The organism is Variovorax humicola, from assembly GCF_037889915.1.
Classification (GTDB): Bacteria; Pseudomonadota; Gammaproteobacteria; order Burkholderiales; family Burkholderiaceae_C; genus Variovorax; species Variovorax humicola.
Map to the genome: position 1 here is coordinate 15067 of NZ_JBBKZV010000042.1, position 24196 is coordinate 39262.

A 24196-nucleotide genomic window follows, 5' to 3' on the forward strand; every position below is an offset into this window, starting at 1 on the left:
GAACACGAGACCTAGACTGGCCGCCACATTTCAGGACATACCAATCTACGGAGCCAAAAGATATGAGCAAGACCAAAGTCGAGATGTTTTGGGACGCGGGCAGCACGAACACTTATTTCGCCCTCAAACTGATCAAGCCGATCCTAGAGAAGCATAACGCTGAGCTCGTTCTGCACCCGTACAACGTGGGCTACGTTTTCCGGAACAACAGCTATGAGTTGATGAAGGAACCGAAGGCAAAGTTGCGCAATCGCAAGACCGACCTCATGCGTTGGGCCGCGAAGTACAACCTACCCTTCCAGATCCCCCGGCAGTTCCCAATCAAGTCGAGCAGGATTCTTCGCGGTTCGGTGGCGATGCGCCAGAAGAACCTCGAACTGCCTTTTGTGGAGCGCGTGTTCGATGCGTATTGGGAAGACGGAAACCCGGACGTTGCGGAGTACGAAGGTCTGCGGCCCATTGTTGCGGCCATGGGCGTCGATACCGACTGGTTCGAAGCAACTGCTGCCAGTGATGAAACCGCGGCGGAAGTTGCGCGCAGCACCGATATGGGCACCGAGCGTGGCGTGTTTGGCGTCCCTTCGATCTTCGTCGAGAAAGAAATGTTCTGGGGCAAGGATCGAATGGAATTCGTCGATGACGAGCTGGTCCGTATTGCAGCGCGGGCGCTCCAGGGCGGGGAGCAACCCGCATGATCGACCTGTACTTCTGGAGCACGCCCAACGGCTACAAAGTCTCGATCCTGCTCGAGGAACTCGGCACTGCCTACAACGTCATTCCGATACACATCGGCAAGGGTGATCAGTTCAAACCTGACTTCCTGAAGATTAGTCCGAATAACAAGATTCCCGCCATCTTCGATCCGGATGGCCCCAATGGCGAACCCATTGCCATGTTCGAGTCGGGCGCCATAATGCTGTACCTCGCGGAGAAGTTCGGTTGGAAATTCCTGCCGCAGAGCATGCGCCAAAGGTACGAAGTAGTCCAATGGCTGATGTTCCAGATGGGCGGCGTGGGACCCATGCTGGGCCAAGCCCATCACTTCCGAAAATACGCGCCGGAAACGATCGAGTATGCAATCGATCGCTACACGAAGGAGGCTCGCCGCCTCTACACCGTCATCGACCGCCGTCTTTCAGAATCGGAGTATCTCGCTGGCGAGTACTCGATTGCCGACATAGCCACCTATCCTTGGCTGCGCGCGCACAAATGGCAAGGTCAGGACATCGCGGAATTTCCTAACCTCCAGCGTTGGTACTCGGCTGTGCGGGAACGCCCGGCTGTTCAGCGTGGCATCGCCGTCCTTGAAGAGAAGGTGGACAAGTCCGGAGCCAAGCCTGCTGGCGAGCGCTGGAACAACCTGTTCGGCTCCAAGCAGTTCACAGGCCGATAAGGGGAAGCCATGTCACAACCGATGCTGACCGGGTACCGCGTACTCGACATCACCCAAATCGTCGCGGGCCCCACCTGTAGCCGGATTCTTGCCGAGATGGGCGCCGAAGTCGTCAAACTCGAACTTGCACCTTTCGGAGACCGCACGCGCGTCGGCGGCCTTCGCGCCACAAGTCCCCAGCACAAGGGATGCTCACAAAGCACATACTTCGTGCAGCACAATCACTCAAAGAAGAGCCTGGCGCTCGACTTCAAGAGCGAGAAGGGTCGCGCACTCATTCGCTCGATGATTCCGAAGTTCGATGTCTTGGTGGAGAACTTCTCTCCTGGGGTGATGGCCAGAGCTGGGTTGGGTTACGACGAGCTCGAGAAGCTCAACCCTCGCCTGGTCATGTGCTCCATCTCCCTTGCAGGGCAAACGGGTGCACTTGCGCATTCGCCCGGCTATGACTACGTGGCGCAGGCCTATGCCGGCATTACCGATCTGATCGGCGAGCCGGACGGTGAGCCGGCTCTGATCACCATGGCGATCGGCGACGCGTCCACGGGCGTGGCTGCTGCCATGTCGATCGGCTTTGCTTTGCTGCATCGCGAACGGACCGGGGAAGGCCAGTACATCGATACGTCGCTGCTCGACACCTACTTCAACATGCACGAAGTTGCCGTCCCTCGAGTCTCCCTTCGCAAGAACTACAACCCGAAGCGAACGGGCTCGCAACACCCGGACGGAGGTCCGACGGGCATTTTCAAATGCGGCGATGGCACCTACCTCACCCTGGCGATACTGCCGCACCAGTGGGAGTCCTTCGTTGATGCGCTGGAGATGCCTGAACTTCGCTTGGATGAACGGTTTGCGACCGCAGCGCTTCGGCGGGACAACAACCTGGCACTCAAGGACATTCTTGAAGGCTGGCTCGCGCGTTTCACAAACCGCGAGGAAGCCATCAGAGCTTTGGAGCGGAATCGCATTCCTTGCGCCCCAGTTCTCACATTGCGTGAGGCGATGCAGCATCCGCACCTCCGGGAGCGAGGCGTCGTGCGACGAGTCAAGAATTCGCATCTCGGGGAATTCGACATCCCAGGACCGCTGGCGCGGTTCTCCAGCTGGCAAGTGGAGAAGGAACTGCATGCCGACCTCCTCGGGGCAAGCAACGAAGAAATCCTCCGTGACCTCGCAGGGCTGACCCCGGAGGAGATCATCGAACTCTACCGTGAGCGAGTGCTGGTGCGTGATCCGCTCCTTGAGCGCTCAGAGGCTAGGTCCCGAGAAGCTGTCGCCGTCGGCTGAGACAAACCATGGTCGACGATTCATATGACCTCGTGGTCGTCGGGGGAGGCTCGGGCGGCGTCCGCGCGGGACGCCTTGCAGCTTCCCTCGGTGCGCGAGTTGCCCTGGTCGAGGAACACCGTGTTGGCGGTACTTGCGTGGTTCGAGGGTGCGTTCCAAAGAAGCTCGTAGTTTTGGCAAGCCGGTTCGCAAACGACTTCGAGGATGCAAAGGGATTCGGGTGGAACGTCTCGACAGCGACGTTTCATTGGGGCCGACTTGTAGACGCCGTCGACGGCGAGCTGGGGCGGCTCGAGGGCCTATATCGGCGGGGGCTCGAGAACGCCGGCGTAGCGATCCTTGATGACCGAGGTGTGTTGGAGGGTCCAGGCGTTGTTCGTTTGCAGCGCTCTGGCGCGTTGCTGAGATGCAAGCACGTACTGCTGGCCACAGGATCGACGCCTGCGTCGTTGGACATTCCGGGCGGTGAATTTTGCGTCACGTCCGACCATGTTTTCAGCCTCGCGAGGCAGCCCAAGCGGATGGTGGTACTTGGCGGTGGGTATATCGCTGTGGAGATCGCCTCCGCGCTGAACTCTCTGGGCACCGAGATCACCATCCTGCACAGAGCGCCTGCCTTGTTGCGCGGATTTGACGAAATGCTCCAGGAAGGCCTCACTTCCGGGCTAAGCGAGGCAGGTATCCGTATGCACCCCGGCGCGGTGGCCACAAGCATTGAACGGACGTCGGATGGCCTCGTCGTCCACGACTCAACTGGCGGCAGCCACCGCGTGGACTGCGTACTGAACGCGACCGGCCGAAGACCACAGACTCGCGATCTTGGCTTGGACAGCGCTGGCGTGGAAGTCGAAGTGGGTGGCGCTATCAAGGTGGACGATCGGCACCAAACGACGGCAGCAGGAGTATTCGCCGTCGGCGATGTCACCAACCAGTTGAACCTGACGCCAGTTGCCATACGACAAGGCCAAGAAGTGGCTCAAGCGCTCTTTGGGAACGACAGACGAGTTCCTATTCGATTTGATGTCGCACCCACCGCGGTGTTCTCAACGCCGGAACTTGGAACCGTTGGGGTGACTGAATCCGTGGCGCGGCAGCGCTATGCGAACGTGAAAGTGTTCGAGACCCAGTTCCGACCGATGCGCGCCACTCTGGCCAAAAGTAAAGAGTGCGTGGCGATGAAGGTACTTGTCTGCGGCGACACCGACAAGGTCGTCGGAGTTCATCTGCTCGGGCGCGAGGCGGCCGAAATGATCCAGCTCATTGCAATTGCTCTGCAACTTGGCGCAACAAAACATGACTTGGATCAAACGCTGGCCGTTCATCCCACCGCCGCTGAGGAACTCGTCACTCTGAGAACTGCCTCTTAGAGCCCTCATTCCCAACTACCAAACGAGACAAACATGAAAGCTATCGCCGTCCTCCTCCTTTTTACGCTGGGCACCTGCGCGAGCGCCTTGGCGGACACTTTTCCCCAAAGACCGGTCACCTTGATCGTTCCTTTTGCCGCCGGCGGCCCGACCGACGTAGTTGCCCGTCACGTGGCGCAAGCCATGGGCAAATCGCTGGGACAATCCGTGATCGTTGAGAACCGAGCAAGCACCGGGGGCATTGTCGGCACTGACGTGGTGGCGCGGGCCGACCCCAATGGGTACACGCTCCTGATCCACAACATCGGAATGTCAACACTGCCTGCGTTGTCCAGAACGTTGCGGTTCAACCCGCTGAAGGACTTTGATTACATCGGCCAAGTTGCTGATGTGCCTATGACACTGATCGGCAGGCGTAACCTCTCGCCTTCCAACTTTATCGAGCTTCGACGTTACCTCACTCAAAACGAGCGAAAGATCAACCTTGCAAATGCCGGGATCGGAACGGCATCGCATCTGTGTGGGCTGATGTTGATGAGTCAGCTCAAGATCCCGATGACCACCATCCCCTACAAAGGCGCGGCTCCGGCCATGACTGACCTGCAAGGCGGACAAGTGGACCTCCTGTGCGATCAGGTGACGACGACCCTGGGCCCCATTGCAACCTCCCGCGTCAAGCCTTACGCCGTCACGACCCGGAGCCGATTGGCCGCACTGCCGGATCTCCCTACGCTCAGCGAACAAAGCGTGACTGACTTCGAGGTCACAGTCTGGCACGGCATCTATGCGCCGAAGAATCTGCCAAAAGACGTCTCGGATCGCTTGGTCAAAGCACTTCAGGACGCGGTCGGCGACCCAGCGTTCAAAGAAAGCATGCAAAAGCTTGGTGCCATTCCGGCGAGCAAGGAGAACATCACGCCTGAAGGTTTGGCAAGAAAGCTGCGCAGTGAAGTCGATCGCTGGACCCCCTTGATCCAGGCTGCCGAAGCATATATCGACTGAACCGAAGAACGACTCACCATGTGCACGCAACCATTGACTGGTCTGATCCCTTGCAGCTTGACCAACAGTTGCCCAGGTGCGCAGCACCAGGGTAGCGCCGATGCTTGCTGCATCGTGTCAGCTGCGATGCTCGCCCCGGCGGCCATGTCGAACAACAAGGAATAGATGGCGCTGGAGCAAATCGCGCCTCCGGTAGGCTGTGGCTTTTGAACTGAAGGCGGATCTGATCGCAGACGCGTGTCTTTCCAGCGTGAGCTGTGCGCGGGCAACTCGCGTACCGCACGATGGGATGCGGCGTAGCCATCCAGCGTGATCGTCGAAGTACCTCAACAACATGATCGAGCAAGACCATCGGGGCGTGAAGTCACGCATCAACCCGATACTCGGCTTCAAGGTCTTCGACCGTGCTGCGGTGACGATTGCCGGCGTCGAGTTGCTGCACCGAGTTCGCAAAGGTCAGTTCAATCTCGGTCGGCTGCATGTTCGGGGCCGGGCCGCGCCCGCGATCTGGAATGCCGTGCTTTCGGCACAACCTGCGCAGCCCTCTGGAAACGTCACTTGGCTACACCGAAACTTTGCACCAGAGCCCGTCTGGCGCACATGCTGTCTTTGACAAGACGTCCTGAACTTGACCGGTTTCTCGAGCACTGCCTGCGGCGCCATCGGCAGCGGGTATCGCAAATCAGTCTTGCCAATCGTCAAGATGTGCGGGCTCCGCGATCTTGACGGCGTTGTGCTCCGACCTGAAGCGCGCGGCCCTGGCGTAGGCTTCCTTGCGAACCCGCATCACCGAGCCGATGAAGCAAGCGCGGCGACCGTGTCGGACTTGCTTGCGGACACCATTGAATGCGCTGTCCACGGTCGACGCGTGCGTCGTCGCAGGTTTTCGACCAAGATGGCGACATCCTTCGTCGCTTGGTGCAGCCATGAAAATCGCGAGCTTCAACGTCAACGGCATCAACGCCCGCTTGCCGCGCCTGCTGGAGTGGCTGGACGAGTCCAAGCCCGACGTGGCCTGCCTGCAGGAGCTGAAGTGCCCCGACCAGAACTTTCCAACGGCGGCGCTGGGCGAAGTCGGCTACGGCGCAGTTTTCCATGGCCAGCGGGCCTGGAACGGCGTTGCCATCCTGGCTCGCGGCCGTGAGCCGATCGAGACCGGCCGCGGCCTGGCCGGCAATGCGCAGGACGACCAGAGCCGCTACATCGAGGCGGTCGTCGATGGCGTCGTTATCGGCTGCCTCTATCTGCCCAACGGCAATCCGCAGCCCGGCCCCAAGTTCGACTACAAGCTGGAATGGTTTGAACGGCTTGTCGTCCATGCGAGAAGGCTCTTTGGATGCGGCCTGCCGGTGGTGCTGGCGGGCGACTTCAATGTCGTGCCCACCGATGCAGACATCTACAACCCGGCCTCGTGGCGCGACGATGCGTTGCTGCAGCCGGAGAGCCGGGCCGCGTTCTCGCGGCTGCTTCAGCAGGGCTGGACCGATGCGATCCGTGCGCGGCACCCACACGAAGCGATCTACACCTATTGGGACTACTGGCGCAACCGGTGGCCTCGCAACGCCGGTCTGCGCATCGATCACCTGATGCTCAATGAAGTACTCGCCCCTCTGTTGACCGATGCCAACGTGGACCGCGAGGTACGCGGCCGTGCGGGCGCCAGCGACCACGCGCCCGTATGGATCGAACTCGCCTTGTCCGTAGCTGGATCGAGCGTTGCCGAGTGAACGCATCCCAACGGCGCGGCTCGCCTTCAAAAACGGCCTTGACCATCGCCGGTTCGATCGTGCACCCAGCGGATCGCCTGTTGTTCGGCATGGCGCAGGGCCTCCGCCGCGGAGGCATAGGGATCGGTGCCCGGCGGCAATTCAGCCTGCTGAACATTGGCCATGCCACGAAGGTACAAGACCCGCGGCTGGAATGTCGTGTGGTCCACCCGGTAGGCGGTGCACATGAAGTCGCAGCCGCTGAAGCTGAACGGCTCGGTTGCGTAGGCGGTCATGGGTCAACCTTGCCCAGATGCTCGGCGACCTGCTGGGCCGAGACGCCGACTGCGGCCACCGCCTTGCGCAGATCGTTCTCGCTGACATCGAGGCGGCTTGTCCAGTAGCGGATTTCGTGAGGCTCGTTGATGTTGATGCGGCTGCGGTCCGGGGCGCCGCGGTCGGAAAGGTCGTCTGCCATGGCGTGCTCCTGTTGGAATGGGCATTCACTCTGTTTTCCCAAACGCGTGTGCGAGAGCAGACAACCCATACCGCGCGTGCAGGACAGCGACCCGATGGGGCTTGGCTGCAGGCCGTGGATCAAAGCTGCGCCGACAACAGCGCGGCAGCATGTTCCATGAACTTCTCGGCAAGCGGCCGGTTCTGCCACGCCTCCAGCGTGAGCTGCCTCGACTGGAGGAGGTCGGCCTCGAACTGCACGGTCTGCGCCGCCGCAAACGCCTCGTCGTAGACATTGAGATTGGCCTCGTCGTTCAGCCGGAACGAGCGGTTGTCGAAGTTGGTCGATCCGACCGACACCAGCAGGCCGTCGACCGTGAACACCTTGCAATGGAACATCGTCGGCTGGTATTCGCTGATCTGCGCGCCGGCTTCCAGCAAGGGCCCCCAGGCCGCCCGCGACGCGCCGCGCACCGTCTGCGAGTCGATGATAGGGCCGGGGGTGATGATGCGCAGCCGAACGCCGCGCTGCATGGCCGCGACGAGAGCGGAGACCGTGAGCTCGTCGGGCACGAAGTAGGCGCTCGACAAGTCGATGGTCCGCACCGCGGCGGCAATCGACAGCAGGTACATCAGGTGCATGCTCTCGCTGCCGCCCGAGGGCGAACTGCTGAACATCTGGGCGCGCCCGTCGCCCATGTTGTCGACGGGCGGGAAGTAGCGCTCGCCATGGAGCACCTCGCCGGAGACCTTGACCCAGTTGTCCATGAAGACGGCTTGCATCTGAGCGACGACGGGGCCTTCGGCCTTGAAGTGCGAGTCGCGCCAGTGGCCAGCATCCTGCGCGTGGCCGGTCCAGGCCGGCGCAATGCCGACGCCGCCCGTGAACCCGATCTTGCCGTCGACCACGAGGAGCTTGCGATGGGTGCGGTTGTTCATCCGCGCGATGTCGTACCAGGAGGGCTTGTGGAACTTGCGGATCTGCACGCCGGCGGCATCCATCTGCTTCAGGAAGTCTTCGTCGACCTTGGCGCTGCCAACCCAGTCGAGCAACACGTGGACCGGGACGCCGGCGCCTGCGCGTTCCGACAACGCGTCGGCAAAGGCCTTGCCGATGTCGCCAGACCAGTAGATATAGGTCTCGAAGGTGATGCTTTGCTTCGCGCTCCGGATCGCTGCGAGCATCGGCGGGAAGATGTTGTCGCCGTTGTAGAGCGCCTCGAAGCGGTTGCCGCCGGTAATGGGCGGGCCCAGCATGACGCCCAGAGCGCGCTGGTATTGCGCGTCGTGCAAGGCGTACTCGTGCCTGACTTGTTCGACGATTTTTTTCTCGCTGCTGCTGAAGTTGAGGAGCAGCAGGGTCGCCGCGACCGTCAGCAGGAAGGTCACCGCGATGGCCTTGAGATGACTTTGCTTCATATTCATGGGCTCCTCATGGGACTCTCTTCTTTTGCAGCGCATCGCGTACCGCTCGTCCTGGCGATTTTCCTATCTGGTGCCGGCGAGCGCCCATGCAAGCGCCCACGGCGGCTCTCCCGCGCGGTCACGCTTCAGCAGCACGGCCTCACGGGTGGCAGGGCGCCGAGGTGGACGGCCACTGCATTGAGCAAGGCATCACCGAAACCGCCTTTGGCCCGTGCATCCCTGCGCGCGCTGGTGACCACGCGCGGCGCTGCACTCCACGCGATCCGGGCGCCACTGCGTTCGAGCGCCCTCACCAGATCCACGTCCTCGCTGCATGCCAGGGCCTGGAAGCCACCCGCGCGCAGGTACGCCTGCGCAGACACGCCGAGGTTGGCGCCATGGATGTGCCGGTGCCCGTCGCGGTCGGTATAGGTGGCCTGGAAATGCGTGTCGAGCCATGCGGCATGGGCGCCGTGGACGGACCAGTCCGCCACGCCGATCGAACCGCATACGGCGTCGGCGTCGAGCGCCAGTTGTGCGGAAAGCCAGGTCTGCGACACGGCAGTATCCGCATCGGTGAACGCCAGCCAGCGCGCCCCGGCTGCCAGCATGTGGGTTGCGCCATGGGCCCGCGCGGAACCGACGTTGCGTGCTTCAACAACGAGGGTCGCTGCGCCATGCCGGGCCGCCACCGACGCCGTGCCATCGGTGCAACTGTCGAGCACCACGACAACTTGAACCGATTCGCCCTCCAACGCAGGGTCGTGACGTGCCTGGTCGAGCGCTTGCAAGGCTTGGCCAAGGTGTTGCTCTTCGTTGTGAGCCGGGATGACGACGCCGATCATGCGGCGCTCAGTGCATGAAGAGCGCGAGCAGGATGATGATGGGAATGGGAACGCCAAGAAAGAGAAGAAGCAAGGAACGCATGGAATGTTCTCCTGGAGTAGGTCTTCAGAGATCGCGGCGACGGCCGCCGTAGGTTGCGGCGAGGCTGGCGATGAAGGCGCCAACCAGCAGCGAGATGAACATCCAGAGCACCGCATACGTGGCCGCCTTGCGTGCCTTGTCGGCGACATCGCGGGCGGCGGCTTCGGTATCGCGCAACTTGGCCTGCGCCGCGGCGTAGGTATCCGCGACACGCTTCTCGGCATCCTGCTGGCTGAGGCCGGTGCGCTGTGCAACGGTCTGGCCCACGTACTTGAGATCCGCCGGCGGCAGGTTGCCGCTGCCGATGCTCGCAGCGAAGATCCGGCCGATCTCCGCGGTGGGCGGTGGCGAGCGATCCGTACCCGCGGAATCCGTTGCTGGCGCGGCGGCCGTCGAGCTTGCATCCCTGCGATACAGGGAATCCAGGAAGTAGCCCATCGGTCCGGACGTGGAGGGGGCATTGCCACTGCCACCGCCGCTCGACGCGGCAGCGCCAATGGCTGCAGCGCCGCCGCCGGCCGCCATCGTCGCCGCTCCGCCGGCGACCGAAGCGCCTGCTTGCGCACCGGCCCCGACGATGCCGCTTACCGTCGAGCCCAGCAGCGCGGCGGTCAGCAACGTCGCCACCGCCCACGCGAGGAAGCCATGCGCGGTGTCGCGGAAATAGACCTCGTCGGTGTGGACGCCGGCCCATTTGCTGCGCAACCGACCGGCCAGGTACCCGCCCATGCCCGAAGCGGCAAGCTGCGTGAAGGTCAGCCAGGCAATGGTCGAGATGCCGATCGCGGCCGCGCTCGCTCCACGATTCGTCCATGGCGAAATGGAGGACAGCCCGAGGCCGACGCCCAGCATCAACAGCAGCAACGAGAGTGCCGCGGCGCCAGCAGCGCCAGCCAGGATCGCGTCCCAGGAGACGGCGCCCACGGGCGCACCCGAGAGCAAGGCCCGGGAGGACGCAGCCCGTTCATTCACACGAAGTCCATCGGCAATTTCGGCGCTGTTCATGGGACGTCTCCAGTTGTGGTCGGCGTCGAATGTGGGCACCCGCCTGCTGCGCATGCGTAGGATGGCGACCCGTCGCGGGAGCGGCTAGCACCTTGAGGCGGGAGCAGCAAACGCCGGTCCAGCGACCTGCGCGACATCAGTCATGCGCCCGGCAACATCGACGAGAAGCTCGATGCCAAGGCCCGCAGGCGGGGCAAGTCCATCGACCATCACGCGAAGGAAGAACGCAACGACATCTTCCCCGTCACCGCTTGGACTGAATGAGCCAGGAAGCAGGCAAGCCGCCTGACGAAACCGCTGCGGGCAACTCGCCCAGACTCGGACAGGCGATGCTCCTACAAGGCCCGAGAGGGACGGCGCCCAGCATTCGCGCGTTCCTTGGCTGCCCTTGCCTTGGACCCCCCGACCGCCTCTCCACCAGGATTCCCATGGCCAAAAAACCCACGACCCCTCGCGCGGAACTCGACGCCGCGCACGCCGCGGCCCGCAATACCGACAGTGGCCCCGCCCAGCCCGCGCCGCCCGCTGCAGGACGCGACGATCCGCCCACCCAGAAAATGCTGGATACGGGAGCCGTCGCAAGCGGGATGCCGACCAATGCGAACAAAGCGCTTGAATACGGGGAGGCCAACGCACTTTCCGCGCCGGTGGGAGCCACAGTCAGTCCGCCGTCGAGACTACCGTCTGCAAGCACGCTCAGCGAGGCGAACGCGTCCGGCAAGACGGGCTCCGCGGCACCGGAGGGTGTCAATGCAACGATCGGCACACTGGACCGGGTGCGTGTCGACTCGAGTGCACAGGCACTCACCACCAACCAGGGCGTCGCGATCGCCGACAACCAGAACTCGCTCAAGGCGGGCACGCGCGGGCCGGCACTTCTTGAGGACTTCATCCTGCGGGAGAAGATCACGCACTTCGACCATGAGCGGATCCCGGAGCGGATCGTTCATGCGCGCGGATCCGGCGCGCACGGCTTCTTCGAGTGCTACGAACCGCTGACGCAGTACACCAAGGCCGCGCCATTCAAGGAGGCAGGCAAGGTCACACCGGTCTTCGTGCGGTTCTCGACCGTGGCAGGGGAGCGTGGTTCGAAGGACACTGCACGCGACGTGCGCGGCTTCGCGGTGAAGTTCTATACGGACGAAGGCAACTGGGACCTCGTTGGCAACAACATGCCGGTCTTCTTCATACAGGATGCGATGAAGTTTCCCGACCTCGTGCACGCAGTCAAACCGGAGCCGCATCACCAGATGCCGCAGGCCGCCAGCGCGCACGACACCTTCTGGGACTTCGTCTCGCTGATGCCCGAGTCCACGCACATGCTCATGTGGCAGATGTCGGACCGCGCCATCCCGCGCAGCTATCGAATGATGCAGGGTTTCGGGGTGCACACGTTTCGGCTCGTCAACGATGCGGGGGAATCCGTGCTGGTCAAGTTCCATTGGCAACCGAAGCTCGGCACGCACTCGCTGGTCTGGGAAGAGGCGGTGAAGATCTCGGGTGCGGACCCGGACTTCCATCGTCGCGATCTATGGGAAGCGATCGAGGCGGGCGAGTATCCAGAGTGGGAACTCGGCCTGCAGATCTTCACCGAGGAGCAAGCCGAGCAATTCAGCTTCGACATCCTGGACGCGACCAAGATCGTGCCGGAGGAACTGGTGCCGGTGCAGATCGTCGGGCGCATGGTGCTCAATCGCAACCCTGACAACTTCTTCGCAGAAACCGAGCAAGTTGCCTTCTGCACGGCGCACGTCGTGCCCGGGCTTGATTTCACGAACGACCCGCTGCTGGCAGGCCGCATTCACTCCTACGTCGATACGCAGATCAGTCGCCTGGGTGGGCCGAACTTTCACGAACTGCCGATCAATGCACCGATCGCGCAGGTGCACAACAACCAGCGCGACGGCATGCATCGTCAGGCCATCCACCGCGGGCGCGTCGCCTACGAGCCGAATTCGCTGGCGGGCGGCTGTCCGTTCCAGGCAGGGGCCGCGCAGGGCTTCACGAGCGTGGCCAGGCGCATCGACGCCAAAGAGAGTGCGGACAAGGTTCGCATCAAGCCAGAGAAGTTTGCCGACCATTACACCCAGGCCACGCTCTTCTTCGAGAGCCAGTCGGAAGTTGAAAAGGCACATATCGGCAACGCCTTCCGTTTCGAGCTCTCCAAGGTAACGGTCCCCGCCATCCGTGAGCGCGTCGTGGCCAGCCTGCTGAACGCGGCGCCCGACATGGCATCGCGCCTTGCGCAGGATCTGGGCATGGAGTTGCCAGCGCCTCTGCCGAAAGCGCTTGAGAACCCTGCGGCCCCGGAAGTGCAGAGTTCGCCCGCCTTGTCACTCATGGCCCGTCCTGGCGGTGGCGGCATCCGGACGCGCAAGGTCGCAGTCCTGGTCGCCAATGGCGTGGAAGGGGCATCGCTCGGGAAGCTCGTCTCGGCACTGGTCGCCGCGGGCGCAGTGCCCCGCCTCGTGGCCGCTCGGCTCGGGACGTATGTCGGTGTCGGCGGCGAGAACTTCGCAGCAGACGCCACGATGGAGAACTCGCCCGGATTCCTTTTCGACGCGCTCGTGCTGCCCGACGGCGAAGGTGCCGTCGAGGCGCTGGATGCAGATGCCCACACACTCGAGTTCCTCCGGGACCAGTTCTGGCATTGCAAGCCCATCCTGGCGTTCGGCGCGTCGCAGGCGCTGTTGGCCGAAGCGCAGATCCCGATGACGTTCCCGGACGGCTCTCCGGACACCGGGTTGATCCTCGCAGACGCCGCCGGTGCCGATGCCGCCATCGCCGATTTCATTGCAGCCGTGGGCCTTCATCGTCACTTCGGCCGGGAAAACGATCCGCCGAAACCATGACGACCGTGACCCGGATACTCTGGATGCTGGCACTGCCAGCGGCCTTTTTCTGGCTGCGCTCGCATTTCGCTCGAGCCGAGCGGCGCCGTCTATTGAGTGAAGAGGAGACGATCGTGCAAAAGCTATCCAACATTCCCGATCCGAACGCGATGTCCGCGCCGGCCGTGGCACAGCCCTCCGACGCCAGCGCGCCCGGCTCCGAGACGACCCCGACTGACGTTTCCCGGGAGGATAGGGTCCGTCTCGCGGCGTATGCGGCTGCCGAGCGGCGCGGCTTCGTCCCAGGCCATGAAGTCGAAGACTGGCTTGCGGCTGAGCAAGAAGTCGATGCAGTGCGCGGCGACGGGCCCTCAAGCAGTTCCTGAGCTTTTCCCCGGCGGCGATGTCGCAGATCTCCTCCACCCTCTTTGGTGGAATTGGTCCAATGCTCGCGAACAGGGTACCTCCATTTGAGCGTCTTCAAATGATCGATCGACTGCACATCCGAAGGAGGATGGACAGCGTCATTGCCGAAGCTCAAAGCTGTGTCGACAGCAGCGCGGTGGCGTGTTCCATGAATTTCTCGGCAAGCGGGCGGATCTGCCACGCTTTCAGGGTCAGCCTCTTGGACTGCGACAGGTCCGCCTCGAACTGCAGGGTCTGCGCCGCGGCAAAGGCTTCGTCATAGACGTTGAGATTGGCTTCGTCGTTCAGCCGGAACGAGCGGTTGTCGAAGTTGGTCGATCCGACCAACACCAGCAGGCCGTCCACCGTGAACACCTTGCAATGGAACATCGTCGGCTGGTATTCGCTGATCTGCGCGCCAGCCTCGAGCAGGGGGTTCGCGCCGCCCGTGTTGGCGACTCGCTAGTCTTGCATCCGCTCGCAACTGCTTCCCCAGGGGGTTGCCTGCATCGGAATGCAGCGCCTGATTCCTACAACGAGCAAACGCATGCGCCGACGACGCCTGCGCGGGGTGATCTCCAAGCTGCGTTGGTGCGCAATCCGTATCCAATTCTGCAGGATCAAGCGGCTCCGACCGGAGGGACGGGTGAAAGCCTGGCGGGCCTGCACGAGGTGCACAGCCCGGGACTGACGCTCGCGCACATGGTGGCTGCGGGCCTCGACCGTTTGCCGCAGCCGGGGTCGGGCCAGACGCTGGCGCGATGGCGCGCGCTCTCGACGGTGGCCGAGCTTGATCTCTCCTTGGTGAAGCTGTTCGAAGGGCACACGGACGCGCTCGCCATCCTTGCGGAACTGGGCGGTCCGGCAGCGCCGGCCGGCTCGCGCTGGGGTACCTGGTGTGCCGAACCGCCGGACGCCCGATTGGAGTTCGTGAGCGACGGCGAACGGCGCGGGATCCGGATCGAAGGCACCAAGGCGTGGTGCTCCGGCGCGGCCAGCGTGACGCACGCGGTGGTCAGCGGATGGAACGAAGATGGCGAGCCGTGCCTCGCGGCTGTCAGGCTCGCGCTGCCTGGCGTCGAAGTCACCGCCTTGGGGTGGGAGGCTGTTGGCATGGCAGGCTGTGCGAGCGTGGACGTGCGATTCGACGGCGCACGCGCAGAGCAGCTTGGCGCAGCCGGTGACTACATACGACGTGCCGGCTTCTGGCACGGCGGCGCCGGCATCGCGGCGTGCTGGTTCGGGGGCGCGCAGGCCATTGCGAACATGGCGCGCGAAGTGTCGCAGGGCAGTCGCGAGCCCCACCGGTTGGCGCACCTGGGCGCCATCGATGTCGCTTTGGCAGGGGCAGCGGCGGTGCTTCGCGAGGCTGCTGCGGCCATTGATGCCTGGCCCCAGGCGAATGCCGAAGCGCTGGCGCTGCGCACCCGACTGGCCGTCGAAGCGGCAGCCGACACTGTGCTGCGCCACGCGGGGCGGGCTCTCGGTGCGGGTCCGCTGTGCCGCAATGCACGTTTCGCCCGGGCGATGGCCGACCTTCCCGTCTTCATGCGGCAGAGTCACGCAGAGCGCGACCTCGCGACGCTCGGCCAGCACGTTGCGCAGGCAGGGTCGGGCGCATGGCTGCTGTGACTCAACGGCTGATCGATCCAGGCGAAGGCACGCCGGAGGCGGAGTGGCTGCCTTGGCTAGACGCCACATCGATCCAGGCGATTGCGGCCGAAGCGCTGGTTCCGGAGGGCTCGCGCGCTGTCGTCGTGGCGCCGCATCCGGACGACGAAGTCCTCGCCGTGGGCGGCCTGCTGTCCTGCCTCGCCGCCCTTGGTCGAGAGTTGCGCATCATTGCGGTCACCGACGGTACTGCGAGTCATCCGGGCTCGAGCCGCTGGCCGCCCGACGTGCTCGAACGGATTCGTCCGGCGGAGACTCGCCGAGCGCTGGCCCTGCTGGGCGTACCGCACGATCTGCTGCGCCTCGGCCTGCCGGACGGTGGCCTGAAGGCACTGCGCCCGCTGCTTGCAGACGCATTGATTCCCTTGCTGCTTCCAGGCGACGTCGTCTTCACGACGTGGAGCGCAGATGGCCATCCGGACCACGAGGCTACGGGGCAGGCGACTGCTCTTGCGGCTACCTGCAGTGGTGCCACGGTGATCGAGGTGCCCGTGTGGGGCTGGCACTGGGCCAAGCCCGGCGATCGGCGGATGCCGTGGCGGCGCGCGCGACGGGTCCTGCTCGACGGTGACGCCAGTGCGCGCAAGCGCAGCGCGTTGCAGGCCTTCGAAAGCCAGATGCAACCCGACCCATCGACGGGGTCAGGTCCTGTGCTGCGCAACAGCACGCTTGCGCGCGCCGCCCGCCCGTTCGAGGTGGTCTTTGCATGAGCCAGCACGAATACTTCGACGCGCTCTACTTTCGAACGCATCGACAAGGTCGCATGCGCTGGGAGTTCGTGGAGCGCAATGGCCGGCGTGGCCTACAACTGCTCTTCGAAGACGAGGGCCCCGGCATTGCAGACCTGGCGCTCGCCCTCACCGACGGCTGGAGGTTCTGTCGCAGTAGGGCGACCAGCGAGAAGCAACTGTCGCAGGCCGTGAGTCTCAAGCGCCAGGCTCACCTCGACAGCGCAACACGACTCGCCCGCGCACGGTGCGGTTCGCCACCGCGTCCATCGCATCGGAGGCGCGTTCGATCGGAAGCACGTCGCTCACATGCGGATGCAATTGGCCGGCCGCGACGAGTTCCATCAACCTCGCGTCGGTGGCAGCACTTTCGAGCGGGAACTTCTCGGCCCAGGCACCGGTGAACACGCCGACGATCGAATAGTTTTTCAGCAACGGCAGGTTCATCGGCACGCTCGGGATCTCACCGCCGGCAAAGCCGATCGGCATCAGCCGGCCGCACCAACTCATCAGCCGCGTCATCTCGGCGAACACGCTGCCGCCCACGTTGTCGAAGCAGACGTCGATACCCTTGCCGTCGGTGAGCGCCTTGATGCGCTCGCGCAGCGGCTCGGCCCGATAGTTCACCGCCGCCGTCGCGCCATGCTTCATCACGAAGTCGATCTTGTCGTCAGAGCCCACACCGGCGATGACGCGCGCGCCGAGGTGGCGCGCAACGTCCACCGCCGCCAAACCGACCCCGCCGGCCGCACCTGTGACGAACACCGTCTCGCCTCTGCGCACCGACGCCCGCTGATCGAGCGCATAGAGCGCAGTCCTGTAGGCGTGGATCACGGTCGACCCGGTGACGAAGTCGACTCCGTCGGGCAACGGCGTTGCCTTCAGCTCGGGGACCACCATCGTTTCCGCGTAGGCGCCGATCCAGTGACTGCAGGCCACCCGGTCGCCGGGCTTGAAGCGGCTTACGCCAGAGCCGACTGCCCTAACGGTGCCGGCGCCGTCAGTGCCCGGCACGAATGGCGTCACGGGTCTCATCTGGTACTTGCCCGACACCATCAGGTAGTCCATGAAGCTGACCGCTGCGGCATGCACGTCGACCTGCACTTGGCCTGCCTCGAGCGACGGCTCGGGCATCTCGCCGACGCGCAGCGCGTGCGGGCCATCGAAGCTTTCGCAGATGACGGCGCGCATGGGCACTCTCAGCGATCGAGGCTCGAGACCACGATCCAGGTGGCCTGCGCGACGGCGATCAAGTCGCCGGTCACGGACATGATCGCGGTACCGGCGAAGCGCTTGCGGCCGTCGGTCGCAAGCGGCCAGGCCACGACGACGCAACGCTCGCCGGGTCGGACGTCGCGGTCGACACGGGCCGACAACTCGCCGAGCAGCATCAACTCGTCGTTCGCCGGCTTCAGCGCGAAGGCGCCTGCACAGTCGAGTGCGGCCCATATGAACTCTGTCGCGACGCGGCCCGAGGTGTCGGCCAGCGAGGCATCAGGCACCCACGGCGCGGCGAACACCGATTCGTTTCCCGCGGTCGGGCCCGGAAAGATGCGCATACCGTCTCCCTCGGCTCGATGTGTGCCGCAGACGAAGCAGCCCGGCAACGGGTGGTGCAGGAAGCCAGGGTATCGCTTCGATGCGGCCTCGGCCTCTACGAAGCTCGGTGTCGCGGACACAAGGAGATCGAGTTCGCAGCGATGCGCTTCTGCAACGAGCACTTCGCCGTCGAGCAGGCGCGCCTCGTCGTCCGTAACCTCGACCATCAGCTCGCGCTCCAGCGGCGGCGGCGCGCGAAGCCGTACCCTTGCCGGCCCGGCAAGATGAAGCGCCAAGCGGCCGCACACGTAGCCCCCGTTGCCCGATCGTGGCGGACCATTGAATCGGCGCGGGATTACAAGGCTGGCAACGATCATGCGTCGATGCTACGCCTTTAAAGCGCTGGGGAATGCGCCCGCACCGTGTCAGCTCGACGAGAAGAAGCTGGGCCCCCGCGCCGGTGGGATCACGCGCGAGATGTCGCGCTTCGATCCGGCCGAGCGCTGGCAGACGATCGAAGCGCCCTGGCGATGGCAGTGACGCATGAGGCTGCTGCCTGACAGCGCGGGTCCTGCGGTGTCGGCCACGACGGCCTATGCTTGGACGCCAAGCCCGATATATGGGCCGAACGCGATGGAGGTGCGCAATGAGGATGAGCATGCGGCCCATTCGTCCGCTGTTGACGGTTGCAATGCTGCTGCTGTCGGCCTGCGGCTCCCAGGTGGTCAATCCCGTCACCGGCCGCGCCGAGTACTCGGTGGTGGACGAGGCCTCCGAGATCCAGGAGGGCGCCAAGGCACATGAAGGCGTGCTGCAGGATTACGCCGTCTACGCGGACCCCAAATTGCAGGCCTATGTGAACGACCTGGGCCAGAAGCTCGCCAGCCAATCGCAGCGAGCCAACCTGAAATGGACCTTCACGGTCCTCGACAGCCCGGAAATCAATGCCTTTGCATTGCCCGGGGGCTATGTCTATGTCACGCGCGGCATCATGGCCTACCTCGACAGCGAGGCCGAGCTGGCAGGAGTGATAGGTCACGAGATTGGCCACGTTGCCGCTCGCCACGGCGCGCAGCGCGCGACGCGCCAGCAGACGGCGGACATCAGCGTGATCGCCGCCACCGTCCTGGGCGCCGTGCTCGAGATAGGTGGCGTGGGGGGCGCCACCAACCTGGCAAGCCAGTTGTCGCAGACGGCCGCATCGGGCTACATCGCCTCGTACAGTCGGGACCAGGAATCGCAGGCGGACGAGCTGGGAGCCGAGTACCTTTCGCGCAACCGCTACAACCCGCAGAACATGGTCGACGTGATCCAGGCGCTGAAGAGCCAGGAACAGTTCGCCGCCGACATGGCCAAGGCCGAAGGCAAGCCGGCGCCATCGGGGTCGAACTGGCTCGCTTCTCATCCTGCCAACGACAAGCGGCTCGCCGACATCAAGGCCTATGCAGCCAAATACAAAGGCCAGGAGAGCTACGCCGATGACGGGCGCACGCGCTACCTGCAGGCCATCAGCGGCATGACCTTCGGTGACAGCGCCGAGCAGGGGCTCGTTCGCGGGCGGAACTTCTACCACGAGGCCCTGGGTATCGCGATCACGGCGCCGCAAGGTTGGAGAATTCAGAACGCTTCAGACGCGATCGCGCTTGTCAATGGCGCGGGTGATGCGGGTCTGGTGGTGCGGGTGGTGCCCCCGAAGGCGGGCAGCACGCACGGCGAAGTGATCCGCAATGTGCTCGAGCCGATCGACGGACGCACGGAGCAGCGCACGCTCCACGGCTTGGCCGCCACGCATTTCGACGGAACGGTTCGCAACCGGCAAGGACAATCACGAGCGGTTGCGCTGACGCTTGTCACCGGACCAGGAGATCGCAACTACTGGCTTCAATACGTGGCCAAGGATGACGACGCCCGTCGGAGCGCCCAGGCGGGATTGACGGAGGCCGAGGCCTCTTTTCGCCCGATGTCATCGGCTGATCGCGCGGCGGCCAAGCCCTGGAGCGTACAAACCGTGCCTTTCCCTCGCGGAGGCTTCAGCGAACTGGCGAAGTCATCACCGTTGCCCGCCGCAAGGGCGCAAGCGCAGTTGATGCTGATAAATGGCGCCTACAACGGCGGCGCTGATCCAAAGCCGGGACAAGCGGTGAAGGTGATCAAATGACTGGGGCGATGGGCATTGCCAAATCACGTTGAAGATCGTTGGCCGGGTTGTGCCGGTCTGTGTTCGTCGGCAGAATCACCAAGCGTCCGTTCACCAGTTCGACGAGCGCGCCATTGAATACCTTGGAGATCGGGCACTGGCTGCCGACGGCTTCTTCGCTTGCAGCCGTCGCCAGTTTTCTCTTTGCCGCAGGTGCTGCGTTCGCAACCGAGCAAGCGCAACAGCGTCAACAAGGTCGAGCTGTGAATCAGGCGGCCAAACATGAAGCTCGCTCGACCAGGCAAGACTGCAGGGCGGAGAACCAGAACAGCAATGCCCAATGTCGCCAGGACAATCGAAACACCAAGCAAGAAGGCCGACAGGATAAGCGCGACATCAAAGACTGATCGGAGACGGGAAGCAGGCATTCGCCGCCCATCAGGGGGCATTTCCCAGCCAGGTCTCCCAGTCATGCACGGACTCAAGGCCTGGCGCGCCTTCATCTTGTTGAGCGCTTGCGCCCACTTGCTTCCCGCCTCTTCGCGCGTTCTGTACCGGCCCGCCGCTGGCAATCGGCCTCCGCAAATCTCGATCAAAGGCGAACTTGTTCAGGCGGATCTCGAAGCATTCACCGCCATTGCCGAGACCGCGCGACAGGAGGCCGTGACCTTCATGGCGAGCCGCGGCACAAGTACGCCGCCGCCTGGCATGGGATTTGTCAACGTGGCTCTTGACAGCCGCGGCGGCAATATCTGGGCAGCAATGTCCATTGGCAGAATCATTAGAAGATACTCTTTCGCGACGCGCGTGGAGGTCGGTGCTTCATGTGTCAGCGCCTGTGTGTATCTACTTGCTGCGGGGCAAGGGCGATACGTTGGCGGTCGGGTTGGCGTGCATCGCCCCCACCTCCAAAACGACGGGGTGACTTCCGCCCGGGCTGAGAAGGCGCAGTACGCGAGCATCAATGCCCAGACAAGGCAGTACCTCGAAGAGATGAACCTGCCAACGTCCCTGCATGTCCGGATGATGCAAACCCCATCGGATCGCGTCACCTGGCTCTCTGCACAAGACCTTTCGACTTACGGCTTGACGAGGATGATCCCTCCGTCACCGAGGCCCGCAGTGCCTTGATTGCCCCATAAATGGTACTTGTCTCTTTCTCCAAGGGCTGGCCGAGTTGTTTGGTTTCTCGGACTCGCACGTGGGAGACGCCGATTTTCGGAGAGCAACTCCTTTTTGCGACGTCCGAGTTTCAGGTGCGGTGCTCGGAGCTGCCGTTCGGTCACGTGACGGTCGGCTTTCTGGCGCAGCCACGAACTCATCGTCCCGGGCACGACCGGCCAATCAGAGAACCGGCCAATCACGCGTCCTCCGCGTCGAATTGCACTCGCACCGAAAGCATTGAGCCGATCTTGGCCCGGAACCTTCGAGCTCTTCCTCCCATACTTCATATGGTCTCCCGCCTACACCGTCTGAGCGTACCCACACTGGTACGGATGGGCGTTCATGAGCCGATCGCGCACGTGAGGCAACAGGCTCCGGATCGCCGTGGCGTCATGAAATCTCCTTCGCTACGTGCTCATTCCGTGCCGTTCTCGCCTCTGGGGTAACGCTTCAGTGCGGCTCTGAAGACGTCCACGACCGTGTCCGGGTTGTCCATCGTCACATCGAGATTCTTCAAGAGCCCGTCGCCAAGGCCGTATACCCAACCGTGGACAGCCAGCTTGTCACCGCGAGCCCAGGCGTCTTGCACCACGGTGCACAAGGCGACGTTGCCCACTTGCTCAATGACGTTCATTTCGCAAAGAACATCCTCCTGAAGTTCCTTTGGAAGATGGTCCAGGCGCTTGCGGTGGCGAAGGCGAACGTCCTGAAGATGGCGCAACCAGTTGTCGGCAAGGCCAATGCGTTTCCCATGCAATGCCGCGCGGACGCCTGCGCATCCGTGGTGACCGACAACCAGGATGTGCTTGATCTTCAAATGCTCCACTGCAAACTGAATGGTCGAAAGGGCATTGAGATCAGACGGCACCACCAGATTGGCCACGTTTCGGTGCACGAAGACTTCGCCCGGATCGAGACCGGTGATCTGATTGGCAGGCACTCTGCTGTCCGCGCATCCGATCCACATGTATCTTGGGTTCTGCTGATGTGCCAGGCGAGAAAAGAACCCCGGCCGTTGCGCCTCCGTGGCAATTGCCCAGTCCCGATTGCTCGCGAACAGGTGATCAAGTTCATCGGTCATTTCATACTTCCTTCCAAATTGGGGGACGATCCGGCGGATGGACCGACGACTTATACAGGTCTTACCATCGTTCAAATGAACACATTGCACCTGCTTACCTGCGTCGCGGCGGTCGGCGCAGTACAGCCTTTTCCTGTCTTCGCACTTCAAGTGAATGAATGCATGGACGGGAGCGGTCGCAGAATAATGACTGCCCGGCCTTGTGAAAATCCCGCGACCGAAATGGATCGACCGCGGCCCCGCTGGTGAGACCCGCTACACGGACGAGCCAGGCGCCGGCGCGCTGCGGCGGTTGTGGATCAACTTCTTTTCTATCCTGCCAATCGAAGCGAAGCGAAGCGCAGCTCCAGCTTGTCGTAGCAAGCGCAAGCGCGGGGCCATCAGTTTGTTGTGATCATCCGGGCGGCCTTGCAGTTCGGCGAACCGGGCGGAAGCCATCGCCATGATGCATGAGAGGCCTCCGATCGCAGCGGCCGGCCGTTTCCCGAGCGCCATGCCGCGTGCGCCCGTCACACGCGGCATAGTACTCGCGCACCAGGGGCGAGAGTACTAGAATTGCTGGCGCACAACCCTCTCCATCAGGAGATCGGGTGCGCCGTGCAAGTGGGTTAACCCACCATCAAGTGGCGCGTGAAGAATCTCGTGGCGAAGCTGGATACCGGCACGCGCAAGGAGATCGTCATGCGCCCCTCATCCTTGGGCTGCTCTAACTGAGGCCCTACACCCCTGGCCCGCCGTGCAACGGATGTCGGGGGCGCTGCCCCCTTCGCGAGGAGAGGGTCTGAACGCGCCCTGATTCTTATTCTTCAGTCTGCAAGGTTGCCGAGGCAGCTACCTCTTTCACCAAAGGGGCCGGCGGACTGATCCGGACCTCCCGGTCACGGAGACATGTCATGACCGCAACAACCCGCACAGACACGCTGCAGGGTGCGCCCGCCGTCGTCTCGGCCGTCGCCCCGAAGACTTCGATCAAGGTCGAGCAGCTTACCTGCACCATCGGCGCGGAGCTGTCCAACATCGACCTCGGCGCCGCCTCGCGCGACCCGGAGCTGGTGGCCGAACTTCGCCGCCTGCTGCTCAAGCACAGGGTGCTGTTCTTCCGCGACCAGGACATCACGCGCGGCGAGCACGTGGCCCTGGCGCGCCACTTCGGCGACCTGGAAGACCATCCCGTGGTCGGCAGCGACCCCGAGCATCCGGGCCTCGTGCGCATCTACAAGTCGCCCGGCTCGCCCAACGACCGCTACGAGAACGCCTTTCACACCGACGCCACCTGGCGCGAGAAGCCGCCCTTCGGCTGCGTGCTGCGCTGCGTCGAGTGCCCGCCCGTGGGCGGCGACACCATCTGGGTCAACATGGTCGAGGCCTACAACCGTCTGCCGGATGACATCAAGGCCAAGATCGCGAGCCTGCGCGCCCGCCACAGCATCGAAGCCAGCTTCGGCGCCGCCATGCCGATCGAGAAGCGCCTGGCGCTCCATGCCCAGTTTCCCGATGCCGAGCACCCGGTGGTGCGCACCCATCCGGAAACCGGCGAGAACGTGCTGTTCGTAAACGCCTTCACGACGCACTTCACCAACTACCACACCGCGCAGAACGTGCGCTTCGGCCAGGACGCCAGTCCCGGCGCCAGCCTGCTGCTGAACTACCTCATCAGCCAGGCCGCCATCCCTGAATACCAGGTCCGCTTTCGCTGGAAGAAGAACAGCATGGCCTTCTGGGACAACCGCAGCACCCAGCACTACGCGGTGATGGACTACCCGCCATGCCACCGGAAGATGGAGCGCGCCGGGATCGTCGGCGAAGCCACCTTCTGCGCTCCCCTCAGTTCAACCGCAATCCAACAGTAAGACCAGTCATGAACTACCTCGACGGCTCCCTCTATCCCGAGAACCAGCAACCCCTGATCATCACCGCCGCGCCCTACGCGCCGTCGTGGGTGCCCTCCGACTTCCCCGAGGACATCCCGGTCACGATCGACGAGCAGATCCAGAAGGCGGTCGACTGCTACAACGCCGGCGCCACCGTGCTGCACCTGCACGTGCGTGAACTCGACGGCAAGGGCAGCAAGCGCCTGTCCAAGTTCAACGAGC

24 protein-coding genes and 3 pseudogenes are annotated in these 24196 nt (G+C 63.5%); 17 read left to right on the top strand and 10 right to left on the bottom strand.

Features of this window, described 5'->3' with window-relative positions:
• The first annotated feature begins 62 nt into the window (after window positions 1–62).
• Genes WKW80_RS33255 through WKW80_RS33275 form a run of 5 tightly spaced genes read left to right on the top strand, consistent with a single transcriptional unit; the run spans window position 63 to window position 5049 of the window.
• Window positions 63–695 (top strand): 2-hydroxychromene-2-carboxylate isomerase, encoded by a 633-nt coding sequence (locus tag WKW80_RS33255; protein ID WP_340367854.1) that lies wholly within the window; start codon window positions 63–65, stop codon window positions 693–695.
• Entirely contained in the window at window positions 692–1393 is a 702-nt protein-coding gene (locus WKW80_RS33260) for a glutathione S-transferase N-terminal domain-containing protein (RefSeq protein WP_340367855.1), read from the top strand. Before WKW80_RS33255 ends, WKW80_RS33260 begins: the two co-directional genes overlap by 4 nt.
• 9 nt (window positions 1394–1402) lie before the next feature.
• On the top strand, window positions 1403–2680 hold the full coding sequence (locus tag WKW80_RS33265; RefSeq protein ID WP_340367856.1) for a CaiB/BaiF CoA transferase family protein: 1278 nt from the start codon (window positions 1403–1405) through the stop codon (window positions 2678–2680).
• Between the two features lie 8 nt (window positions 2681–2688).
• Window positions 2689–4047: a glutathione-disulfide reductase gene (gene gorA / locus WKW80_RS33270; RefSeq protein ID WP_340367857.1), complete on the top strand. Its 1359-nt coding sequence runs from the start codon at window positions 2689–2691 to the stop codon at window positions 4045–4047.
• A gap of 33 nt (window positions 4048–4080) precedes the next feature.
• Window positions 4081–5049 (top strand): tripartite tricarboxylate transporter substrate-binding protein, encoded by a 969-nt coding sequence (locus tag WKW80_RS33275; RefSeq protein ID WP_340367858.1) that lies wholly within the window; start codon window positions 4081–4083, stop codon window positions 5047–5049.
• 224 nt (window positions 5050–5273) lie between these two features.
• Here WKW80_RS33275 and WKW80_RS37570 read toward each other — a convergent pair.
• Window positions 5274–5366: pseudogene (locus WKW80_RS37570) on the bottom strand (IS6 family transposase); the annotation flags it as partial.
• Here WKW80_RS37570 and WKW80_RS33280 point away from each other — a divergent pair.
• Window positions 5366–5512, top strand: a pseudogene (locus WKW80_RS33280) (DDE-type integrase/transposase/recombinase); the annotation flags it as partial. The pseudogenes WKW80_RS37570 and WKW80_RS33280 sit on opposite strands and share 1 nt — an antisense overlap.
• A gap of 463 nt (window positions 5513–5975) precedes the next feature.
• Window positions 5976–6776: an exodeoxyribonuclease III gene (locus WKW80_RS33285; protein WP_340367859.1), complete on the top strand. Its 801-nt coding sequence runs from the start codon at window positions 5976–5978 to the stop codon at window positions 6774–6776.
• Between the two features lie 26 nt (window positions 6777–6802).
• On the opposite strand, the gene WKW80_RS33290 is transcribed toward WKW80_RS33285, so the two are convergent.
• From WKW80_RS33290 to WKW80_RS33310, 5 genes are all read right to left on the bottom strand, one after another.
• Window positions 6803–7051, bottom strand: a complete 249-nt coding sequence (locus WKW80_RS33290) for a hypothetical protein (RefSeq protein WP_340367860.1) — start codon at window positions 7049–7051, stop codon at window positions 6803–6805.
• The gene (locus WKW80_RS33295) at window positions 7048–7233 is read right to left on the bottom strand and encodes a DUF3606 domain-containing protein (RefSeq protein WP_340367861.1); all 186 of its coding nucleotides are present in this window, start codon (window positions 7231–7233) and stop codon (window positions 7048–7050) included. Before WKW80_RS33295 ends, WKW80_RS33290 begins: the two co-directional genes overlap by 4 nt.
• A gap of 119 nt (window positions 7234–7352) precedes the next feature.
• Window positions 7353–8636, bottom strand: coding sequence for a phospholipase D-like domain-containing protein (locus tag WKW80_RS33300; protein WP_340367862.1), 1284 nt, complete (start codon window positions 8634–8636; stop codon window positions 7353–7355).
• A 125-nt stretch (window positions 8637–8761) separates the two neighbouring features.
• On the bottom strand, window positions 8762–9460 hold the full coding sequence (locus WKW80_RS33305) for a glycosyltransferase family 2 protein (protein WP_340367863.1): 699 nt from the start codon (window positions 9458–9460) through the stop codon (window positions 8762–8764).
• A 106-nt stretch (window positions 9461–9566) separates the two neighbouring features.
• On the bottom strand, window positions 9567–10547 hold the full coding sequence (locus WKW80_RS33310; RefSeq protein ID WP_340367864.1) for a hypothetical protein: 981 nt from the start codon (window positions 10545–10547) through the stop codon (window positions 9567–9569).
• 428 nt (window positions 10548–10975) lie between these two features.
• Here WKW80_RS33310 and WKW80_RS33315 point away from each other — a divergent pair, with 428 nt between their 5' ends.
• Both WKW80_RS33315 and WKW80_RS33320 read left to right on the top strand, forming a co-directional pair.
• The gene (locus tag WKW80_RS33315; RefSeq protein ID WP_340367865.1) at window positions 10976–13399 is read left to right on the top strand and encodes a catalase; all 2424 of its coding nucleotides are present in this window, start codon (window positions 10976–10978) and stop codon (window positions 13397–13399) included.
• Entirely contained in the window at window positions 13396–13764 is a 369-nt protein-coding gene (locus tag WKW80_RS33320) for a DUF2934 domain-containing protein (RefSeq protein WP_340367866.1), read from the top strand. Before WKW80_RS33315 ends, WKW80_RS33320 begins: the two co-directional genes overlap by 4 nt.
• 151 nt (window positions 13765–13915) lie before the next feature.
• Here WKW80_RS33320 and WKW80_RS33325 read toward each other — a convergent pair.
• Window positions 13916–14221, bottom strand: a pseudogene (locus WKW80_RS33325) (phospholipase D-like domain-containing protein); the annotation flags it as partial.
• 264 nt (window positions 14222–14485) lie between these two features.
• Between WKW80_RS33325 and WKW80_RS33330 the strand changes: the two are divergent.
• Window positions 14486–15415, top strand: a complete 930-nt coding sequence (locus WKW80_RS33330) for an acyl-CoA dehydrogenase (protein WP_340367876.1) — start codon at window positions 14486–14488, stop codon at window positions 15413–15415.
• The gene (locus tag WKW80_RS33335) at window positions 15403–16164 is read left to right on the top strand and encodes a PIG-L deacetylase family protein (protein WP_340367867.1); all 762 of its coding nucleotides are present in this window, start codon (window positions 15403–15405) and stop codon (window positions 16162–16164) included. The genes WKW80_RS33330 and WKW80_RS33335 overlap by 13 nt, the downstream gene beginning before the upstream one ends.
• Before the next feature lie 216 nt (window positions 16165–16380).
• Here the strand turns inward: WKW80_RS33335 and WKW80_RS33345 are convergent, their stop codons facing one another.
• Both WKW80_RS33345 and WKW80_RS33350 read right to left on the bottom strand, forming a co-directional pair.
• Window positions 16381–17373 carry an NADPH:quinone oxidoreductase family protein gene (locus WKW80_RS33345; protein ID WP_340367868.1) on the bottom strand — a complete coding sequence of 331 codons (993 nt, stop codon included), beginning with the start codon at window positions 17371–17373 and terminating at the stop codon, window positions 16381–16383.
• 8 nt (window positions 17374–17381) lie between these two features.
• Window positions 17382–18098 carry a hypothetical protein gene (locus WKW80_RS33350; protein WP_340367869.1) on the bottom strand — a complete coding sequence of 239 codons (717 nt, stop codon included), beginning with the start codon at window positions 18096–18098 and terminating at the stop codon, window positions 17382–17384.
• Here WKW80_RS33350 and WKW80_RS33355 point away from each other — a divergent pair.
• From WKW80_RS33355 to WKW80_RS33370, 4 genes are all read left to right on the top strand, one after another.
• The gene (locus WKW80_RS33355; RefSeq protein WP_340367870.1) at window positions 18097–18261 is read left to right on the top strand and encodes a hypothetical protein; all 165 of its coding nucleotides are present in this window, start codon (window positions 18097–18099) and stop codon (window positions 18259–18261) included. The genes WKW80_RS33350 and WKW80_RS33355 overlap by 2 nt on opposite strands.
• A gap of 118 nt (window positions 18262–18379) precedes the next feature.
• A complete protein-coding gene (locus tag WKW80_RS33360) occupies window positions 18380–19879 on the top strand; it encodes a M48 family metalloprotease (protein ID WP_340367871.1) in 1500 nt (499 codons plus the stop codon).
• A gap of 113 nt (window positions 19880–19992) precedes the next feature.
• A complete protein-coding gene (locus tag WKW80_RS33365; protein WP_422823016.1) occupies window positions 19993–20265 on the top strand; it encodes a hypothetical protein in 273 nt (90 codons plus the stop codon).
• Window positions 20266–20329: 64 nt separating this feature from the next.
• On the top strand, window positions 20330–20989 hold the full coding sequence (locus WKW80_RS33370; protein WP_340367872.1) for a COG3904 family protein: 660 nt from the start codon (window positions 20330–20332) through the stop codon (window positions 20987–20989).
• Window positions 20990–21437: 448 nt separating this feature from the next.
• Here WKW80_RS33370 and can read toward each other — a convergent pair whose 3' ends face one another.
• Window positions 21438–22103 (bottom strand): carbonate dehydratase, encoded by a 666-nt coding sequence (gene can, locus WKW80_RS33375; protein WP_340367873.1) that lies wholly within the window; start codon window positions 22101–22103, stop codon window positions 21438–21440.
• Between the two features lie 968 nt (window positions 22104–23071).
• Here can and WKW80_RS33380 point away from each other — a divergent pair.
• Entirely contained in the window at window positions 23072–23953 is an 882-nt protein-coding gene (locus WKW80_RS33380; RefSeq protein ID WP_422823017.1) for a TauD/TfdA dioxygenase family protein, read from the top strand.
• Window positions 23954–23961: 8 nt separating this feature from the next.
• A partial coding sequence (locus WKW80_RS33385) for a 3-keto-5-aminohexanoate cleavage protein (protein ID WP_340367875.1) occupies window positions 23962–24196 on the top strand: 235 nt, incomplete at its 3' end.

What these genes read in the sequence shown, in the direction of transcription:
- WKW80_RS33305 (WP_340367863.1), bottom strand. Translation starts at nt 9,460, where the DNA reads ATGATCGGCGTCGTCATCCCGGCTCACAACGAAGAGCAACACCTTGGC.
- gorA (WP_340367857.1), top strand. Translation starts at nt 2,689, where the DNA reads ATGGTCGACGATTCATATGACCTCGTGGTCGTCGGGGGAGGCTCGGGC.
- WKW80_RS33285 (WP_340367859.1), top strand. Translation starts at nt 5,976, where the DNA reads ATGAAAATCGCGAGCTTCAACGTCAACGGCATCAACGCCCGCTTGCCG.
- can (WP_340367873.1), bottom strand. Translation starts at nt 22,103, where the DNA reads ATGACCGATGAACTTGATCACCTGTTCGCGAGCAATCGGGACTGGGCA.
- WKW80_RS33300 (WP_340367862.1), bottom strand. Translation starts at nt 8,636, where the DNA reads ATGAATATGAAGCAAAGTCATCTCAAGGCCATCGCGGTGACCTTCCTG.
- WKW80_RS33255 (WP_340367854.1), top strand. Translation starts at nt 63, where the DNA reads ATGAGCAAGACCAAAGTCGAGATGTTTTGGGACGCGGGCAGCACGAAC.
- WKW80_RS33350 (WP_340367869.1), bottom strand. Translation starts at nt 18,098, where the DNA reads ATGATCGTTGCCAGCCTTGTAATCCCGCGCCGATTCAATGGTCCGCCA.
- WKW80_RS33330 (WP_340367876.1), top strand. Translation starts at nt 14,486, where the DNA reads ATGGTGGCTGCGGGCCTCGACCGTTTGCCGCAGCCGGGGTCGGGCCAG.
- WKW80_RS33290 (WP_340367860.1), bottom strand. Translation starts at nt 7,051, where the DNA reads ATGACCGCCTACGCAACCGAGCCGTTCAGCTTCAGCGGCTGCGACTTC.
- WKW80_RS33320 (WP_340367866.1), top strand. Translation starts at nt 13,396, where the DNA reads ATGACGACCGTGACCCGGATACTCTGGATGCTGGCACTGCCAGCGGCC.
- WKW80_RS33295 (WP_340367861.1), bottom strand. Translation starts at nt 7,233, where the DNA reads ATGGCAGACGACCTTTCCGACCGCGGCGCCCCGGACCGCAGCCGCATC.
- WKW80_RS33310 (WP_340367864.1), bottom strand. Translation starts at nt 10,547, where the DNA reads ATGAACAGCGCCGAAATTGCCGATGGACTTCGTGTGAATGAACGGGCT.
- WKW80_RS33265 (WP_340367856.1), top strand. Translation starts at nt 1,403, where the DNA reads ATGTCACAACCGATGCTGACCGGGTACCGCGTACTCGACATCACCCAA.
- WKW80_RS33260 (WP_340367855.1), top strand. Translation starts at nt 692, where the DNA reads ATGATCGACCTGTACTTCTGGAGCACGCCCAACGGCTACAAAGTCTCG.
- WKW80_RS33360 (WP_340367871.1), top strand. Translation starts at nt 18,380, where the DNA reads ATGCGGCCCATTCGTCCGCTGTTGACGGTTGCAATGCTGCTGCTGTCG.
- WKW80_RS33370 (WP_340367872.1), top strand. Translation starts at nt 20,330, where the DNA reads ATGCACGGACTCAAGGCCTGGCGCGCCTTCATCTTGTTGAGCGCTTGC.
- WKW80_RS33355 (WP_340367870.1), top strand. Translation starts at nt 18,097, where the DNA reads ATGCGTCGATGCTACGCCTTTAAAGCGCTGGGGAATGCGCCCGCACCG.
- WKW80_RS33315 (WP_340367865.1), top strand. Translation starts at nt 10,976, where the DNA reads ATGGCCAAAAAACCCACGACCCCTCGCGCGGAACTCGACGCCGCGCAC.
- WKW80_RS33335 (WP_340367867.1), top strand. Translation starts at nt 15,403, where the DNA reads ATGGCTGCTGTGACTCAACGGCTGATCGATCCAGGCGAAGGCACGCCG.
- WKW80_RS33345 (WP_340367868.1), bottom strand. Translation starts at nt 17,373, where the DNA reads ATGCGCGCCGTCATCTGCGAAAGCTTCGATGGCCCGCACGCGCTGCGC.
- WKW80_RS33275 (WP_340367858.1), top strand. Translation starts at nt 4,081, where the DNA reads ATGAAAGCTATCGCCGTCCTCCTCCTTTTTACGCTGGGCACCTGCGCG.